The organism is Psychrobacter sp. Rd 27.2 (genome assembly GCF_001921755.1).
GTDB lineage: Bacteria > Pseudomonadota > Gammaproteobacteria > Pseudomonadales > Moraxellaceae > Psychrobacter > Psychrobacter celer.
This window is the reverse complement of record NZ_MRYB01000006.1, coordinates 83,327-100,630: the sequence shown is the minus strand read 5'-3', so window position 1 is coordinate 100,630 and position 17,304 is coordinate 83,327. Positions and strand designations below refer to the sequence as shown.

The 17,304-nt window shown below is 47.9% G+C and carries 12 protein-coding genes and 2 tRNA genes; 3 read left to right on the top strand and 11 right to left on the bottom strand.

Features of this window, described 5'->3' with window-relative positions:
- Positions 1-76 precede the first annotated feature (76 nt).
- On the top strand, positions 77-1,114 hold the full coding sequence (locus BTV99_RS06915; RefSeq protein ID WP_075101637.1) for a hypothetical protein: 1,038 nt from the start codon (positions 77-79) through the stop codon (positions 1,112-1,114).
- 79 nt (positions 1,115-1,193) lie between these two features.
- Here BTV99_RS06915 and BTV99_RS06910 read toward each other — a convergent pair whose 3' ends face one another.
- The 9 genes from BTV99_RS06910 to BTV99_RS06875 form a co-directional block, all read right to left on the bottom strand.
- A complete protein-coding gene (locus BTV99_RS06910; RefSeq protein WP_075101636.1) occupies positions 1,194-2,555 on the bottom strand; it encodes an integrase arm-type DNA-binding domain-containing protein in 1,362 nt (453 codons plus the stop codon).
- Positions 2,556-2,718: 163 nt separating this feature from the next.
- Positions 2,719-2,805, bottom strand: a tRNA-Leu gene (locus BTV99_RS06905).
- 126 nt (positions 2,806-2,931) lie between these two features.
- A tRNA-Cys gene (locus BTV99_RS06900) sits at positions 2,932-3,005 on the bottom strand.
- A gap of 177 nt (positions 3,006-3,182) precedes the next feature.
- The gene (locus tag BTV99_RS13690; RefSeq protein WP_208855952.1) at positions 3,183-3,317 is read right to left on the bottom strand and encodes a putative transporter small subunit; all 135 of its coding nucleotides are present in this window, start codon (positions 3,315-3,317) and stop codon (positions 3,183-3,185) included.
- A gap of 94 nt (positions 3,318-3,411) precedes the next feature.
- Entirely contained in the window at positions 3,412-5,079 is a 1,668-nt protein-coding gene (locus BTV99_RS06895) for a sodium:solute symporter family protein (protein WP_075101635.1), read from the bottom strand.
- A gap of 912 nt (positions 5,080-5,991) precedes the next feature.
- Positions 5,992-7,068 (bottom strand): formate dehydrogenase accessory sulfurtransferase FdhD, encoded by a 1,077-nt coding sequence (locus BTV99_RS06890; RefSeq protein ID WP_083608563.1) that lies wholly within the window; start codon positions 7,066-7,068, stop codon positions 5,992-5,994.
- A 127-nt stretch (positions 7,069-7,195) separates the two neighbouring features.
- Complete coding sequence (locus tag BTV99_RS06885) at positions 7,196-9,568, bottom strand: FdhF/YdeP family oxidoreductase (protein ID WP_075101634.1); 2,373 nt, start codon at positions 9,566-9,568, stop codon at positions 7,196-7,198.
- Between the two features lie 197 nt (positions 9,569-9,765).
- Positions 9,766-10,689, bottom strand: coding sequence for a c-type cytochrome (locus BTV99_RS06880; RefSeq protein WP_075101633.1), 924 nt, complete (start codon positions 10,687-10,689; stop codon positions 9,766-9,768).
- Complete coding sequence (locus BTV99_RS06875) at positions 10,686-12,071, bottom strand: cytochrome c (protein WP_083608562.1); 1,386 nt, start codon at positions 12,069-12,071, stop codon at positions 10,686-10,688. Before BTV99_RS06875 ends, BTV99_RS06880 begins: the two co-directional genes overlap by 4 nt.
- 199 nt (positions 12,072-12,270) lie before the next feature.
- On the opposite strand from BTV99_RS06875, the gene BTV99_RS06870 reads away from it, so the two are divergent.
- The gene (locus BTV99_RS06870) at positions 12,271-14,352 is read left to right on the top strand and encodes a PhnD/SsuA/transferrin family substrate-binding protein (RefSeq protein ID WP_075101631.1); all 2,082 of its coding nucleotides are present in this window, start codon (positions 12,271-12,273) and stop codon (positions 14,350-14,352) included.
- A gap of 147 nt (positions 14,353-14,499) precedes the next feature.
- Positions 14,500-15,177, top strand: a complete 678-nt coding sequence (locus BTV99_RS06865) for a response regulator transcription factor (RefSeq protein ID WP_083608561.1) — start codon at positions 14,500-14,502, stop codon at positions 15,175-15,177.
- A gap of 91 nt (positions 15,178-15,268) precedes the next feature.
- Here BTV99_RS06865 and BTV99_RS06860 read toward each other — a convergent pair whose 3' ends face one another.
- Positions 15,269-16,063: an ABC transporter ATP-binding protein gene (locus tag BTV99_RS06860; protein ID WP_075101630.1), complete on the bottom strand. Its 795-nt coding sequence runs from the start codon at positions 16,061-16,063 to the stop codon at positions 15,269-15,271.
- 66 nt (positions 16,064-16,129) lie between these two features.
- The gene (locus tag BTV99_RS06855) at positions 16,130-17,029 is read right to left on the bottom strand and encodes an ABC transporter permease (protein WP_075101629.1); all 900 of its coding nucleotides are present in this window, start codon (positions 17,027-17,029) and stop codon (positions 16,130-16,132) included.
- Positions 17,030-17,304: the final 275 nt, after the last annotated feature.

Genomic DNA, 17,304 nt, shown 5'->3' with positions numbered 1-17,304 from the left:
AGCTTTATTGTATAATTTAGTGATAAGTTATGGTTTGTTTCAAACCATATATATTTTTAGATAGAGTTCAAGTCTTATGGAAACAACTGATATAGCAATCTCATCTGAAGTCTCTATATTTGGATGGGTAATATTGGTTATGGTTTTAGTCATACTGATATTTGCTGGGGCTAGAAAGCTATATAGAAACAAACGCTTCAAATTATCAAAACTTAGAGTTCCCAATAAAATAAAATCCACGTCTATCGATGAGTCGAGTATCGACCATCAGTCTGTCGAAACAACTAGTCTTAGGTACGATGAAACTTATCTAAAGTATATTGCTGCTTTCAACAACCATATCGATGCAAGAAAGCAAACTAACATGTTACTTAAAAAATTAGAAACTACAACTTGCCATAATTTCAAGATAATTGAGAAAAGTAAAAGTTTATGTAAACAGCCTTACGATAAGAATGAGCTTCAACAGAGGCTTAACTCCTATAGTTTCGTACCAGAAGAGCTTTATACTTTAGAACGCATATCAAAATTCTATATACAACCACTTGTAGCAATAATATTTGGTGCATTAATAGGCGCTATTTTAGTTATGGCTGGATTAAGTTTAGTTACAATACTAGGAGATGCTTCTACTGGTACATCTATTCAAACTTTATCAGGTGCTGCGCAGGAGAAAGCTACACTAGCATGGTTTGGTGGTGGTTCTTTAGCAACGAATGGTGAAGGAATTAAGGGAGGTGTTATTACGCTGTTAGTAATTTTCTTTACTCCGATCATAGTTCTATTTTTCCTATCAATTAACGGACGTGAACGGAAAATCCAAAAGTTTAAACAAGAAACAAAAAAGTTAAAATATGATGATGTACAACTCAGAAATAGCAATAAGCTTATAGAAGCTGAAATAGCTCACATTAAAACCCTATATCAATACATAGAAGAATCCTATCAAGAGATCTGTAAGCTGATATATCCTAAAGGAAATATAACTAGAGTCGGCAGAGGATTATTAAGTATAATGAACAGAGATTATTATAATGACGAAGAAGCTAAAGCTATTGATAGACTATCGCAAGCGATAAACTATGTTGACCAAACATCTGATAAAATGAGATAAGTTTATTATCGATCTCTATAGAACGTATTTTGTGTTTTTTATTAATAATATATTTCTGAATAAGTTTAGATAATTAGCTTTAGCTATTAGTCCTAAGAAGCTTAAGTACCTGATCCTCTCCTAATTCTGCGATTAACGCTTTTAGTTGGGCAGTAGAGTCAGCGTCGTCTTTTACATCTGCTCTAAACTTAGCGGTATCCTGACCGTCTCTAAGCGCATCTAAGTAGTCCGCCCAGTTTTGCATCATCTGCGCCCGATCATCGATGTATTCAAACCGCCCATAAGCTGTGCCATTAGGATCTTTGGTTGTATGACCCAAAGCCATCTCAACAAGCACGAGAGGATACTTTAATTGCTCTTGTAAGATGGTCTTCGCTGTGGCTCTAAAACCATGAGCGCAATGAATGTCTTTATAGCCCAAATCTTTTAAACGCTTATTTGCCGTCGCATCAGAGATAATCTGGTGTTTTTTTGCCGTCTGACTAAAAAACACATATGGAGTATGACCATTGATCTTTTGCTGTTCTCGTAAGATTGCCACGGCCTGACGAGGTAGGGGAACCACCATGTCCTTGACCATGTTTACCTTACCTTGTCCCTTTAGCGGCTTTAATGTCCACCTGCCAGCATCTAGATCAACATCAGCCCAGCGCATACGCCTAAGATCACCGTTACGCACGAACAGTAACGCCAATAGCCTAAGGGAATTAATTGTATTTAGATCACCTTCTATAGTCTCAATATCGCGTAGTAGTTTAGCTAATTCTTTAGGTTTGGTAATAGCAGGGCGATGACCATAGCTTGATTTAGCCAGTTGACTCTTGATTAGCGCCGCAGGATTGCTCGTACAAAAGCCGCGAGCGCCAGCATAAATAAATACTTCACTAGCGATACCTGCACAGCGTTCAGCCTTGTCTGTGGGCTTGCCAGCTTTGTTTAATGAGTTGGCTTGGATGTCTAATAATACTTCAAGCATTTTAGGCGAGCTGATCTCACTGATCGGCTCATCACCTATGTAGGAGCAAATCAGCTCAAGCCGACCTCTTTTACGAATAAGCGTATTACTCTTTTGAGTTTGATCCAAGCTATCAAAATACTCCCAAGCAAAATGACTAAAACTATTGTTAGTATTGCTTAATAGTGTTTTCTGTTCTTCTTCACGATGATCTTTAGGATCGATATTACGGCTAAGCAGTTCTTCATAGTCACGCCATATCTCACGGGCACGTGCAAACGACACACTTGGATACACACCCAGTGAGATGCGTTTATTTTTAGATAAGGTAGGGGACTTATAACGATAGATCCAAGACTTAGTGCCATTTGGTCTGACCATAAGGTAAAGCATTGGATGATGTCTGACAGTCACTAGGTATTCTTTGTCAGCAGCTTTGTGGCTACTAATACTCCGATCGGAGCTAATAGGTTTGCGCTCTTCCATGACGACACCCTCAATGTACATTTAGAAACCAGTGTACATCACAGTGTACATTATATGCACGGATTGGGCTAGATAAGACAGGACAGTATAAGACGTCAGATACAGCAAAGCCCCTGATATCAGGGGCTTTGTCTACTCTATGAGATAGCATAGAACTATATAATGGTACCCGGAGCCGGACTTGAACCGGCACGCTATTGCTAGCGAGGGATTTTAAATCCCTTGTGTCTACCAATTTCACCACCCGGGCAAAACTTGTGTTATCTATACATTAAAAAGCGTTGATAGTGCTTTTCGCTGGTAAGATAAGTGGTCGCTATTATAAGCGGTTATGCTGATAATGCAAGCCTAAATTAACATGACGTTAATAAATAATTGGAGGCTGGAGTCGGAATCGAACCGGCGTTAACGGAGTTGCAGTCCGCTGCATGACCACTCTGCCATCCAGCCAATCAAGGTGGACTATATTAGCAAAAATAATTTAAATTACAAGTCATTTTTTGGCTAAAAATAGCTTATTTGTTCACTTGTGCTGATTTTAGTGCTTTTTTATGAGTTTTTTACGTATTCAGGCTCATCAGTGAGCCGGACCCACTGATGAGAGTACTGATTATTGAGTATGTACTTTTATAATATCTCTTCGTTATTACGTTTGGCTCGTTTGATATCGCGATAAGTCGCGGTACAAATCAATACCAGCACGCCGAGCGTAATGGCTGGCCAAATTAAAATATATAAGCCGTAGATAAAGACGTTGTCCATGATATCTCCTTATAGTATTTATGAAGGGTTGCCTGTGCAGCTGGTCACATATTGACCAACTGCCAAACCCGCAAGCGGTGCTCGCTACCTGTGTTTATGAAAGCTCAGAGGTCGATGCCTTGGCTTTTTTATCATAATCGCCAACACGTTGATTGATTAAAGCAAAATCAAAGTGTTCATCACCCATGAGGCTAACGATGATACAAACGATGGTGCTGGCACCATAGGCCGTTAGTGAGGCCAGTAGTACCATGTACTGACGTAAGAAGCCTGTGGCAAAAATGAGCATCAGTACCAGCGTGATCGCTGCCGCTACCATGCCGATTTTACGACCCAAAAAGCCAAAGACCATCAGTCCAATCACGACTGCGGCGCCCACACTGGCCAGTATTTCAAAGAAAAGGGCAGTAAAGCCTGTCATCGGTAGCAGCTCAAAGCGTACCACACAGAATAGCAGCAGGCCGATGATGACCGCCGAGGTAAAGGCGGCATTGGTCACGCGGTTCCAAAACACACTGGCGATGACCGGGAAAACAATCGCGCCCCACAGCGCCCCTACAAAGACCAACATCACCAAGATATCTAGCTTAAAGCTGGCAAAGATCAGTCCGGCAGCGGTGGCGATAATCATCGTGCTACGACCAACGAGCATCATCGTTTTAGGCTTGACGCGGCCTTTGGCAATGTTTTTGCCATACACGTCCGCCATCATAATGGTCGATAATGCCGACAAATCCGAGTCGGCTGTCGATGATAGTGAGCCAATGACCAAGATAAAGAACAAGGCGATAAATACAGGGTGCAAGTAAGTGCTGACCATCTGCGGGATGAGGTTATTCATATTGCCATCTAGTGGCTCGATACCGATGGTCAAAGCCATCAATCCGATCATACCAAGACCGATGACGATACCAGCATAGCCGACTGTGGCGGTAATAAAGGTCTGTTTAATCTTAGTCTTATCGATCGCAAACAAGCGCTGCGTGATGGTTTGGTTACCAATCGCATAAGCAAGTACAGCGACAAAATAGGGCGCCCCTTGCTGAAAAAACGCTTCGGATGAAAAGAAATCCTGCTGTTCAAGCGTGAGGTTAGAGAGGCCATCGACCATGACTTGTGGCCCGCCCATCGCAAACAGTACCGCTGGAATAATGACAATACCGATGGCCATCAAAGCGACCAATTGCGCAAAGTCTGTAAAGACGGAAGCGCGAAACCCTGAGGTTAAGGTATAGCTTAGCACCCCGATACCTGCAATCATGACCCCTGTCTGAAACGATAATGGCGATAATACCGACACCAATGCCCCAGCCGCAGTAAAGTTGACCATCAAGCTAATTAAGCTGCCCATAAGGTTGGATATGGCTAAAATTAATTGGCTTGATGAGCCATGGCGGGCGTGGATAAGCTCACCTAAGGTATGACCATCGGGCGCAAGCTCACGAAAGCGCATACCAAAAGGATAGATGAATAAGATCATCAGCGCGCCCCAAAAGCCGTAATGTATCGGCCCTGACACGCCATACTTGTAGCCAGAGGTCGCCGCGGCATAAAATGATGCGGCCCAAATCCAAGTAGCGGTCATACTAGCAGCACCCATGCCAAAGCCGACACCGTGGCCTGCTACCATAAATCCTGAAGTGGTTTCTTTGTCTTTTTTGATCAGCAATGACAACAAATACGTGCCGCCATAAAACGCTAACAACAATAAAATAATGGTTAACGATGAAAATTGGAACAGTGACTCAGTTTTCAAATTCATACCTCGCGATTATTTTACATAAATAAAAGTTTAATAGGATATCTCTACCCAAAACTGTTAAGAATACAATAAAGCCCATAAAATTCTTATGTAGAGGCATCACACAGTGCTAACAGTTGGCCGTCATAAAAAGCGGTCAGCGCCGATCCAAATGCAGCGCGCTGGCGCACTTGGTGTTTTAAGAGTAGATCCTGCAACCTGTAAATGACAACTGCCCATTGACATCATGCCGGTTACTCACTGTTGTACGTCATTTGAAAAAATCACATGCAACAGTGAGCCATGTCTCACAAAAATCGCAGGGCAGTCATCAGCATGCGTCTATTGATGGATAATCCATCACGCTGTCAAGTGGTCATACTTGATAGTAGCTGGCTGCTATAGAGCGCTGACAAGGCAGGTATCTACAGCAAAATTATGGATAAGCACTCAGCCATCTGCTGATGACGATGCTAAGTGTAGACAGCTTTATCGGCTAATATTATGTATAGCCGGCTGAAATACACCCAAGCATGAGCGAATTTTTGCCCATGATTAGGTAATTGACGCATTACCTGTAGTTAAGTATCAAACACGCTACAGCCCTGATGCGTCGCACCATAGGCTCGGTATTTATAAATAAAACTACAGCTATGTTAACTATGTGTAACATACTCGTGCGCTAAGGGTACCCTATTCTGCCGTGAAGCTCAAATCTATCGGTCAGTTATTTATCATCAATGACCAAAAGGCAGAGACCGACCTCAAGAAAAATGGCATTGACAAATGGGGTTTATGAAAAGGTGTTTGTGAGGGTGTCAATAAGGCTAACGTATTGAATGGTGGCAGTATTAAATGCTCAATGTGAGGGTATCAAAGTAAACGAATCGGTGATAACGACAGGATTTAGAAAATGTGGTTAGGCAATACTCATCAAATACCAGTGTAGTAGGTGACTCTATTGTCACGCAAAAACCCAGCCAGCCCCAAACCATAGCGCTGGGCGACCCGTACGGCCGTACTGGTGGGCGCAGACATGCCAACAAGCCAAGGGATACGCCCACGAATCGATTTTTGTACCAGCTCGATAGACAAGCGTGAGGTCATCAGCACACAGTCTGCCTCTCGCTTGTTGCGCAGCTGCCAGCCAATCAGTTTGTCTAGCGCGTTGTGGCGGCCAACATCTTCAAACAAATACAGCTGCTCGTCATGCAGGGTCGCTGCAGCGTGTACCGCCCCTGTTAGCTGATGGGTATGTTGCATGGCAGTGATTTGCTGGCGCATATCCAATAGATAATCCAGACGCGGGCAGGCTGCCTGAATTGGTTGGCTATCTTGCGTATAAGCGCTCAAATCAGGTAGGGCTTGTGTCAGCCCCGTGATACCGCACATACCGCAGCCCGTTCGTCCCGCCAGTTGTCGCTTTTGGGCTTGGATGCGCTGATGGCAGCGTTGGCTCAGTCTGAGCTCTACCACATAGACGTCATAATCTTGCAGCTGTGTGAGAAGTGTCTCAAGCGTATCTGGCAAAGCGGCTGTATCTATTGCATTGTTTATAGGCGAGTTTTTAATAAGGGGCGCTTGTGCCCATGGTTGGCAACTGGCGCTGTCTGTCAATTGGGTGACTTCCCAATCGAGCAGCTCATGGCTATGCTCGATCAGCCCTTCGCTAAACAAAAACCCAACCGCCAAATACTCTAACTGATGAGGGCTGGCCATTAAGACGGCATAATGGATACCATTGATAACGATAGCGACAGCTGCTTCCACTGCCAAGTCCGCCGATTGCTCTTCACTGTGAAGCTGAGACTTATCCATTTGTCCAGTATTGTCTGGCATACGGCTATTGGCAAAGGTAGGTTTATCGGGCAGATAAAAATGCTTTTTCGCACAGTGGCTGCGGGCGAGTGGGACGGTGGTAGGCGATCTCGTAGAGACAGGCAGGGTGTTTTTTAGCGGATAGCTTCGCTCATTATCACTCTCAGGTATGGGGTTGCTTTTGCTTATCATGATGACTCAACACGCTTTATTGCCATGACAGATCGTCTGGCTGTTTTGGAATAACAATCAATATGGATAACACACCCATACGGCGCTATGCTAAGCGCCTTTATGGGACACGGCCTACGCTGACAATTTATGCTGATAGTACAGGGTCAGATAATCGCGCGGCTGTCGCAACACGCTGCAAAACCACCGTTGTCGATTTGTAGGCAGGTATGTGCGAGTCTGGCGCATGGGTATCCAAATCAAACAGGTCGTTACATTCAGGATAATAGGCGGCGACGGCATTGGCGGCGATATCCATTTCAGTCAATATGAGCGGCCCTAGTACGCGCGGCTTGTTTTTATGCGCTGTGTGGCTTGAGCTGCTGGCGTGCCGCGATACCATTACCTGATCTCCTTTTTGCCAGCCTAGGCGGCTCATCTCGTCTGGATGCATAAATAGCACGTCGCGGCGGTTGGTCTGGCGATAGCGATCGTTATAGCCAAAAATCATGGTATTAAATTGATCATGACTACGTACACTGGTCAATTGCCAGATTTTTTGTTCGATATTTTGGTCGCTGTCATTGCCAGAGGAGTTTAAGCCATCATTTAAGGCAGCGGCGGTGTCGGCCATTTGGGCTGCGACATAAGTGATGGGGTATTTCGGCACGATAAACTGTGCTTTACCACTGTCTGTATTCCACATGCGGTGGCGCGCTGGGTGGTATAAATGAAAACCGCGCTCGGCTGCCCGAATGCGCGTGTTGAAGTTCTCAAAGCCGTCAATCGCTTGGGCGATATAGTCGCGAATGAGATCGAAGTCGGTACTCATCGCCTGCCAAGGAATGTCGGTATCAGTCTTGAGCACATGCGTGGCGATATCGGCGACGATCTGCGCCTCGGATTTGAGCGCGTCGCTGACGGGTGTTAGGGTGCCTTGCGTCGGGACAATCTGACACATAGAGTCTTCGATGGTGGCAAACTGCTCACCTTTGGCCGTCACGATACGCTCAGTACGCCCTAGACAAGGCAGTATTAGGTTATGCGCCCCTGGGTAGAGCATGGTTTCATTGAGCTTGGTGCCCACAAATATATTGAGCTGTGTGGTGGTGAGTGCTTGCTCGATAGCGCTGGTATCGGGGGCGGCCACGGCATAGTTACCGCCCATACTCATAAAGACTTTGAGTTTGCCGGCGATCAATGCTTTGGCACCTGTCACCACATCAAAGCCTGCTGCTTGCGGCATTGGGCGCTTAAAGACGCGCGCTAGGCTGTCGAGTAGCTTTTGCGCTGGGCGCTCATGGATACCCATGGTGCGATCGCCTTGTACGTTAGAGTGTCCACGCACAGGAGATGCGCCTGCGCCCTCAATGCCAATCATACCCATCAATAATAATAGGTTGGTAATCATCGCTACATTGTCATCGCCTTGTACATGCTGAGTGATGCCCATGCCCCATGTGCAAATGGTCGCTGGACTATCGACGACCAACTTAGCAAGCCTGATAATCTCTGTCTGAGCGATACCGCAGCCTTGCTCGATATCCGTCCAAGATTGCTCGGTCAGCCATTGTTTTAATGGCTCGAACCCTGAGGTATGCGTTGTAATAAAATCGGTATTAATTTTATTATTCTCAATCAGCCATTTGGCAATGCCGGTCAGCAGCGCCGCATCGCCGCCGATTTGGATTTGCACGACTTCATCGACCATGGTGTCGCTTTGGCCTGCTGCCATATGCGTGGGTTTTTGTGGGTTTCGAAACTTACTCAAGCCTTGCTCGCGCATGGGGTTTATCGAGAGGATTTGGCAGCCTTGCTCATGGGCATGAGCGAGCATTTCGAGCATGCGCGGATGGTTGGTGGCGGGGTTTTGACCAAACATCAATATGAGCTTGGCTTGCTCAAAATCCTCTAGCATGACTGTCGCTTTGCCGACGCCCAGCTGTTTACCGAGCATTACTGAGGTCGGCTCATGGCACATGTTCGAGCAATCTGGTAAATTATTGGTACCAAAACAGCGTACAAACAATTGATACATAAAGGCTGGCTCGTTGGTCACGCGCCCTGAGGTATAAAATAACGCCTCATCTGGTGAGTCAAGTTGACCTAATTGCTCAGCGATACACTGATAAGCCGCCTTCCAAGAAATCGGTACATAGCGATCTTGTGCGGCGTCGTAATATAAAGGTTCTGATAAGCGCCCGCTATGCTCAAGCTCATAGCCCGACCAGCCTTGTAGCTCGGTGACGGTATGCCGCGCAAAAAATTGCGCATCCGCCTTTTTCGTCATGGTTTCGCTGGCGATGACTTTGATGCCGTTTTCGCAGACGTCGATGCGCTTGTGTGACTTATGGTCTGGCCACGCGCAGCCTGGGCAGTCAAATCCGCCTTTGGGTTGATTGCTTTTTAGGACGCTGACACTACCGCGTAAAAAGGTCTGATAATCCATCAGTTTGCGTGTCGAGGAGATCAGCGCAGGCCAACCGGCAGCAGGGTGGGAGTAAACAGGAATTTTGCGCATGACAGACCTCATCGATAAATGGCGGCATAATAGTGGTATTTCATCACTATATAATGCTCGCTGTACCGTGTGTAGCAGTAGTAACCATAGATAACAAAAAACCTTTAAGAAAAGCGCGTTTTCTTAAAGGTTTGCTTTGTTAGAGTGGTTTTATCAACAGCAAAGAACAACCACGGAGAACGCCGCGTTTAGGGCGATCAGTAGCGCGCGTCTTTGGGTTTTTTACCACTGGGCCAGTCATTGACTTTGCCTGCAAAATCAGGGCGCGGCTGATGGGTAAAAAAATGCGCCACGTCGACAGCATCTTGATCGCTTAGGACATTGCCGTGGCCCCATAGCCCTTTGGTCTGAATGCCCATGGGCATGTTGTATTTAATAAAGGCGGCAGCTTTATAGGTGCGAGCCATGCCTGCGCCGATATTAAAGGACTCATCGGCCCATAATGGCGGAAAAACGATGTCACCGCGACTGTCTTTGAGCCCTTCGCCATTGTCGCCATGGCAAGTCGCGCATTGTGCCTGATAGATTTGCTCGCCGCGTATAGGGTCCGGTGTCAATGAGGTATCGACAGCGCCTGCGTTTTTGATATCGACTTTGTGCTCTTTTGGCGTGTTTTGTGACAGCCATTTCATATAAGCCATCATCGCCTGCATCTCAGGTGACTCACGGTCTAAGGGTTTGCCATTCATTGAGCGCTGAAAACAGCCATTGATACGGGCTTCTAGATCGATTTCTTTGCCAGCACGCGGCATCACCCGTGGGTAGGTGTTATAGCTGTTGATATAGGGGTCGCCAAGCGGGACTTTGCCTTGTGATATATGGCAGCTATTACAGTTCATCTGCGCGCCGACGTGCTCTGGTAGCAGGCGCTTGGTTTCGTTGAGGAGCCGTTTGCCATAAAATATTTCCTCAGCATTTGGCTCATATAAGATGGCAGTGTCTTGCGGCAGTATATATGTGCCGATGTCTTCGTTGGCATCGTCGGCTGTGACCGTGTTAAATTCAGGCGCATTGCGCTCAGCAGGGGTAGGATTGGAGCAGCCACTGAAGGCGCCTATACTGATGACACCTAAGACGGCATAAACCGCGGCGCGCGGCCATGTAAATAGTAAATGGGTCATTGGTTTGCTCCTTTTTCTGCAGCGTCAATGCTTAGGTCTGGGGCGATATCGGTACTGGTTTTTGGTTTTTTGGCGAGAAAGGCGCGCATTTTTACCACGTCATTGACGTCGATTTTGGGCGCTTGGTTGGTCCAGCTGTTGCGAACATAGTTGACCACCTCGGCCACATCCGCATCGCTTAAGTTAGAAAACTCAGGCATGGTAAATGCCATACGGTCATAAGGGGTCTTGGGCATCCGGCCGCCGCTTAAGGTGATTTGCAAGACGGAGTCCGCGTTTTTAGAATACACCGCGCTATTACCATCAAGGGCGGGGAAGATACGGGCGACACCTTGACCATCGGCGCGGTGACACACTTGACAATACTCTGCGTAGAGGATTGCGCCGCGTGAGTCATAGTTGCCATCTAACAGTTTTTGCGTGGTGGTGTCTGCTTTATTCGGCAGGGTTTCTTCTTTGTTTGGTGCAGGGCTTAGGGTTTTGAGGTAGGACGACATGGCGTTGATATCGTCGTCAGTCATGTATTGGGTGCTGTGCTCGACCACTTCAGCCATGGCACCAAAGGCAGCAGTGGTGTCGGTACGGCCAGTCTTAAAGAAGTCGTTTAACTCTGCCACTGTCCACGTGCCAAGTCCGCGATGCTCGCCGCGTATGCTTTTGGCACGCCAGCCATCGATGACCGCGCCGCTTAGATATTTGTTGGAGTCCGCGTTACTGAGCGCGACCTCTTGAAAGCCGATACCGCGGCCAGTGTGACAAGAGCCGCAATGTCCAGGGCCTTCGATTAAATACTGACCACGAGTCAAGAGCGCATCGTCCGTCTCAGGGACAAACTCACGCTTGCGATCAAATAACACCTGCCAGTAGGCTAAGGGCCAGCGCCAATTGGCCACTGGTGGTAGCTCGCTCTTTAGGTTAGCTTGCTGAACGGGTTTGACATCAGACATAAAAAACGCATACATCGCGGCCACGTCCTCATCTGGCATCAGCTGATAAGACGGGTAGGGCATCGCAGGATACAAGGCTTTGTTATCACGTCGTACCCCGTGTTTGACCGCATTTTTGAAATCATCAAAACTATAATTGCCGATGCCCGTGTCTTTGTCGGGGGTGATGTTGGTTGAGTAAATCGCCCCAAGCGGCGTCAGCATCGGTAGACCGCCTGCATAAGTCTCGCCGTCAAGCGTCGTATGACAAGCGACACAGTCTGCGGTACGGGCGATGTACGCGCCTTTTTTTATCAAGGTCGGGTCGGTGATATCGACCTCGATATTGCTCGTGCTGGTGCGCATATTTGGCAGTAATTGTCCAATAATAAAGGCAATGACCAGCCCGATAATACCGATGATCAAGATAATCAGTGGCCACTTTTTGTTTTTCATCCGTCCACCCTCCATAAGATAGCTGTGTCCAGCCCACCGTGCCCTAGGATTGCATACGGTGCGCATGACGATTTAAAGGTCGTACTATGATGATTGAGTATAGGGCAGGCGCGCCAATGGCGATATTGTGGAAAACCACATTATAATTGGGGTTTTGGTTTATAATGTCGACTGATAGGTCCAGTGGGAAGTGAGCACGATGTACAAAGGCTCTAAAAATAAGGCGGCGTGGCATGCGTCTGTTGGTGCCGTCTTGCTGCTTGTGATGACGTTATATAGTGGGGTAGGTGTCGCGACAGCATTTGCGCAGACGTATTATTTGGGTGTGCTAGCGCCGCAAGGCGAGAGAGCCGCGCAAGATCGCTGGCAGCCATGGTTAGATGATATCAATCGGCAACTCGCCGAGGACACGGTGATATTAGTGCCGTTGGCATTAGAAAACTGGCAACAGCAAATACAAGCCAAACAGTTTGCATTTGTGCTGGGTCCGCAAGTTCAGTTTATAAAAATGAATACCACTAAATGGCGCTGGCTGGCTACGTTGCAGGCGCCGACAGTGTTGTCTGAGCCGGCGCTGTCGGTCGATGATAAGGTGCAAGGCTTTCGGGCACATACGCTCACCCAACGTGCGTCGCAGGCGACGGTTAGCTTGGCTCAGCAGTTTCGCCAAATACCTGAGCCGATAGCGCAGCAACAGCCCAGCGCGATGGAAGCGGTCGCCAGTGCCTTATGGGTGGCAGCCGATAGCGACATATATCGTTTGTCAGATTTACAGCGCCGTACGGTGGCCGCAGTCGATGCCGATGCGTTTGGTGGATATTTGCTGGGCGCGCATTTACTACAGCAAAACAGCATCACGCCCAGTCATTATCACGTACAGTTCACCGGCTATCCGATTGAGCGGAGTTTGCAGGCTTTGGCCCATGGCAGGGTCGATGCTGCCATCGTGCCGCTATGCTTAATGGAGGAGATGACGCGGCAAGGGAAAATACATGCCAAACAATATCGTCTACTGCATCCAGTCGCGACCGCATCAAACTGCCAGTCTTCTACAGCGATCTATCCCAACTGGACGTTGGCCGCCACTGAGCAAGCACCGGCGGCATTGGTACGGCAAGTCAGTCAGCAGGTATTTGCCCCGCCGCCAGCAGAGCAAATGTCTACGGCAGGGCTGCGCTGGCTACCTCCAGAGTCTAGCATGGAGGCTGAGCGTGTCTTATATGAGATGCAGCGTCATCCAGCCCAAAAACCGCTCAGCGCTCATTTGCTCGACTGGATACAAGCGCATCGGCTGGGGGTCGGCGTGCTGGTGTTTATTATTTTGATATCGACCATCAATTATGGCTGGATGAGTTGGCTGGCATGGCGTCGACGCCAAAAAATACTGACGCAAAACCGTCTCATTCGTGACTATGATGAGCAGCTGCGTCAATCAGAGCGTTTTGCGGTCATTGGTGAGATGAGTGGTGCCATCGCCCATGAAATCAATCAGCCGCTGGCAACCATCCAAAACTACGCACAAGGACTGCTAATACGGCATCAGCATAAGACTAAGACAGAAACAAATAATAAAGAGACACAAAATGCCTTAGAGCAGATCGTCCATGAGACCAGACGTGTCGCGGCGGTCGTCAACAACATCCGTAGCTGGGCAGGACGTCCGCAGCGGAGCGCCGCCGATGACGTGAGGGTCGACATCATAGCGACCTATCGGCAGTGTGTTTTATTATTGGGTGATAAAGCGAGCGGTATCGATTTTTGGCTGATAACCGACTATAAAGGCGTGACCCTGCCGCATCTGCTCTTAGATCAACTGCTCATCAATACCATGAGCAATGCCGCCCAGCAAGGTGCGACAAATATCTCGTTACGCTGTCAGATAGATAGCCGCCATGACAAAAAGTGGCTGGCGCTGCATGTCAGTGACGACGCAGGAGGGTTTGATGTGCGGCAATTGGCTCAGTCTCATCAGCACGAGGCTGCATCTGGATATTATGCCGCGCAGTCGAGCAAAGCGGACGGTCTGGGGCTGGGTCTGATGATTTGTCAGCGGCTGTGTAAGTCCATAGAGGCACAGATAGCGCTAAGTAATATCGAAGTAGCCGCAGAGCTCGATAAATATCCTGTGGCAAACGCTCAGACCTATCGCTTTCGGCGTACCTTACAGGGTAAACTGCAGTCGCTCCCCGCGCATCTAGGCCAGCCGCCAGCAAATACGCTGGGCGCGCAAGTCTCTTTTTATTTGCCGCTGTCTGTAATAGATAGAAACAACAGGCAGTAATATAGCCAGTTGAATAGAAAACGGTTATAAATTGTGAGGCGTGATGGGGATAAGTTTTACGTGTGTGCTGCATGCCTTCGATGCTGCGCAACCTATATTTAAAAACACCATCATTTATCATCACTCAATTGGGCCAAAAAGGTTTATATGATTTTCTCCCCTTTGACACACATCTCTGAGCAGGGTCAAGATACGCCTATGATGTCATCTGACCACGTACCAAAAACCAGCGCTGAGCCCCTTGTCGTTCATATCATCGATGATGAAGAAAGCGTGCGCCTCTCTTGTGAGTTTTTACTTGGGAGTTTGGGGGTGCAAGCGCAAGGATGGCCGAGTGCGTTAGCGTTTTTGCAGCAGGTAGATATCTATCGTCCCGCTGTCATCATCAGTGATTTGATGATGCCGGAGATGAGCGGGCAGGCGCTACAGGAGTATCTGAATACTCATGATAGCCCTATGGCGCTCATCGCTTTGACAGGTAATGGCGAGATTGCTGATGCGGTAAATATGCTCAAACAGGGCGCAGCCGACTATTTAGAAAAACCCATAGGCAGTCAGCGTCTACAGCAAGCGTTGGCACAGGCGCAAGCATTAACCATCAAGCGTGCCAAACTGTACGAGATTCGCAAGCTGTATGCTCAGCTGACGGATAAAGAAAAGCTGGTAGCCGATGAGCTGCTACAAGGTAATATCAATAAAGTCATCGCCGACCACTTAGATATTGCCGTGCGCACAGTCGAGGTGCACCGCTCACAAGTGATGAAAAAGATGCAAGCGCAGCATGTCAGTGAATTGATTCAAAAGCTGGTGCTGCTTGACGCTTAGGGCATGTCCTTACTGGTGACTCATTTTGCGGTCTACTTACCAGCTATCGAGGACCTATTTTTAAATAAGCACTGTGCATAACATCAATGACTTAGCTTAAAATCAGGCTATCATCTTCGACCTTTTCACCACGGGTTTGCTCGAACATATCGAGCAGGTCATGGACGGTCATGCCGCGACGAGTGTCTCCTGCGACATCTAAGACCACTTGGCCTTGATGTAGCATCACCGTGCGCGTGCCGTGCGCCAGCGCCTGCTGCATAGAGTGGGTGACCATCATCGTCGTAAGGCTGTTGTCTGTGACGATCTTATCAGTCAGCTCCAAGACAAACGCCGCTGTCTTCGGGTCAAGCGCGGCCGTGTGCTCATCTAGCAATAAGATTTTGGAAGGCTGGAGCGAGGCCATCAGGAGGCTAACTGCCTGACGTTGCCCGCCTGATAGCAATCCCATGCGGTCAGTTAAGCGGTTTTCTAATCCCAGTTTGAGTACGGACAGCTTTTCGCGAAACAAATCACGGTTATTTTGGTTTAAGGCAAAGCTCAACCCACGCTTGCCGCCGCGTTTGTACGCCAGTGCCATGTTTTCTTCGATGGTGAGTGCCTCGCAGGTGCCCGCCATCGGGTCTTGAAACACGCGAGCGACCCAGTGCGCGCGCTGATGCGCGGTTTTTTTGGTGACATCAATACCATTGAGTAAGATTGAGCCACTATCGACACGTGTGGTACCACTGACAGCATTCAAAAACGTGGATTTACCGGCACCATTGGTACCAATCACCGTCACAAACTCACCATCAGCAATGTTGAGATTGATGCCGCGTAGCGCCGGATTTTCGATAGGCGTGCCTGGGTTAAAGGTTAACTGCAAATCTGTGGCTTGCATCATAGTCGTTATTCCTTATTGTCACTTTAAGACAGTCACTTCAAGCTTATATTGCTACTTTACCCACTATTAAGCGCGAGCCTTACGAGATAAAAACTTGGTTTTGGCTTTTGGTAGTACCAGTGCCAGTACCACCAGTAGGGCGGTGATTAGGTTTAAATCCTGCGGACCAAAGCCGATGCTACGTAGTGTATCGCTCGATAGCGCCACCTGAATAAACAGCTTATATAGTACCGCCCCGACGATAACAGCAAAGGTAATCAGCCAGATACGCTTGGCAGGAATGATGGTCTCACCGATGATGACGGCTGCTAGACCAATGACAATGGTACCGATACCGATAGAGATGTCCGCGCCGCCTTGTGTTTGTACAAACAAAGCACCTGCCAGTGCGATTAGACCATTGGATATGGCCATACCGATGATGGTCATCCATGAGGTGTTGATACCTTGGGCTTGTGCCATCCGTAGGTTGGAGCCTGTGGCGCGCATCGACAAGCCAGTTTCAGTGTTATAAAACCAATCTAAAAACAGCTTGGCCAGTAAGATCACCACCCCAATGATCAAGCAGCGCATCCAATAGCCGTTGCCATCGGTTACCAAGCTGCTAAATACAGTGGTCTCACCAAGGAGCGGTAAGTTTGGCGCACCCATGATGCGCAAGTTGACAGAATATAGCGCGACCATCACCAAGATACTGGCAAGTAGCTGCAAGATACCCAGCTTGACGTGGAGCCATGCCGTGACGATACCTGCGACTGATCCTGCGAGCATACCAAACGCGCAAGCTAGCCATGGGTTGATACCAGCGACGATAGAGATACCAGCGACAGCGCCGCCGAGCGGAAAACTGCCATCAGCCGTCAGATCAGGAAAGTCGAGCGTACGAAATGAGATCAGGACGCCAAGTGCAACAAGGCCATAAATCAGACCGCTTTCAAGCGCACCAAAAAAAGCAATTAAAGACATAAGAGATCAGTAAGTCATAACCAAGTGTCCGGCGCGTGAGAGTCACATAAATGCGCGGCGATTGCCACACTCATATAAACGCCAAACAGCTAAGCGGTGAATTTAACAGATTAAACAATCTGCGGTTAGGGTAAACCAAAATATATCACGATGAATAACGATCATAAGCTACCTTGGTTTTAATTATATAGCCCCATCGGACAAAACCAACGACAGACAGCCATGAATAGCGCTGTCTGTTTGGTGGTTTTGCTGATAGATAGACGCTGCTATGT

Excerpts from the sequence above, each read along its gene's own strand:
- BTV99_RS06860 (WP_075101630.1), bottom strand. The coding sequence starts at position 16,063 with ATGATGCAAGCCACAGATTTGCAGTTAACCTTTAACCCAGGCACGCCT.
- BTV99_RS06875 (WP_083608562.1), bottom strand. The coding sequence starts at position 12,071 with ATGAAAAACAAAAAGTGGCCACTGATTATCTTGATCATCGGTATTATC.
- BTV99_RS06865 (WP_083608561.1), top strand. The coding sequence starts at position 14,500 with ATGATTTTCTCCCCTTTGACACACATCTCTGAGCAGGGTCAAGATACG.
- BTV99_RS06885 (WP_075101634.1), bottom strand. The coding sequence starts at position 9,568 with ATGCGCAAAATTCCTGTTTACTCCCACCCTGCTGCCGGTTGGCCTGCG.
- BTV99_RS06890 (WP_083608563.1), bottom strand. The coding sequence starts at position 7,068 with ATGATAAGCAAAAGCAACCCCATACCTGAGAGTGATAATGAGCGAAGC.
- BTV99_RS13690 (WP_208855952.1), bottom strand. The coding sequence starts at position 3,317 with ATGGACAACGTCTTTATCTACGGCTTATATATTTTAATTTGGCCAGCC.
- BTV99_RS06915 (WP_075101637.1), top strand. The coding sequence starts at position 77 with ATGGAAACAACTGATATAGCAATCTCATCTGAAGTCTCTATATTTGGA.
- BTV99_RS06880 (WP_075101633.1), bottom strand. The coding sequence starts at position 10,689 with ATGACCCATTTACTATTTACATGGCCGCGCGCCGCGGTTTATGCCGTC.
- BTV99_RS06895 (WP_075101635.1), bottom strand. The coding sequence starts at position 5,079 with ATGAATTTGAAAACTGAGTCACTGTTCCAATTTTCATCGTTAACCATT.
- BTV99_RS06855 (WP_075101629.1), bottom strand. The coding sequence starts at position 17,029 with ATGTCTTTAATTGCTTTTTTTGGTGCGCTTGAAAGCGGTCTGATTTAT.
- BTV99_RS06910 (WP_075101636.1), bottom strand. The coding sequence starts at position 2,555 with ATGGAAGAGCGCAAACCTATTAGCTCCGATCGGAGTATTAGTAGCCAC.
- BTV99_RS06870 (WP_075101631.1), top strand. The coding sequence starts at position 12,271 with ATGTACAAAGGCTCTAAAAATAAGGCGGCGTGGCATGCGTCTGTTGGT.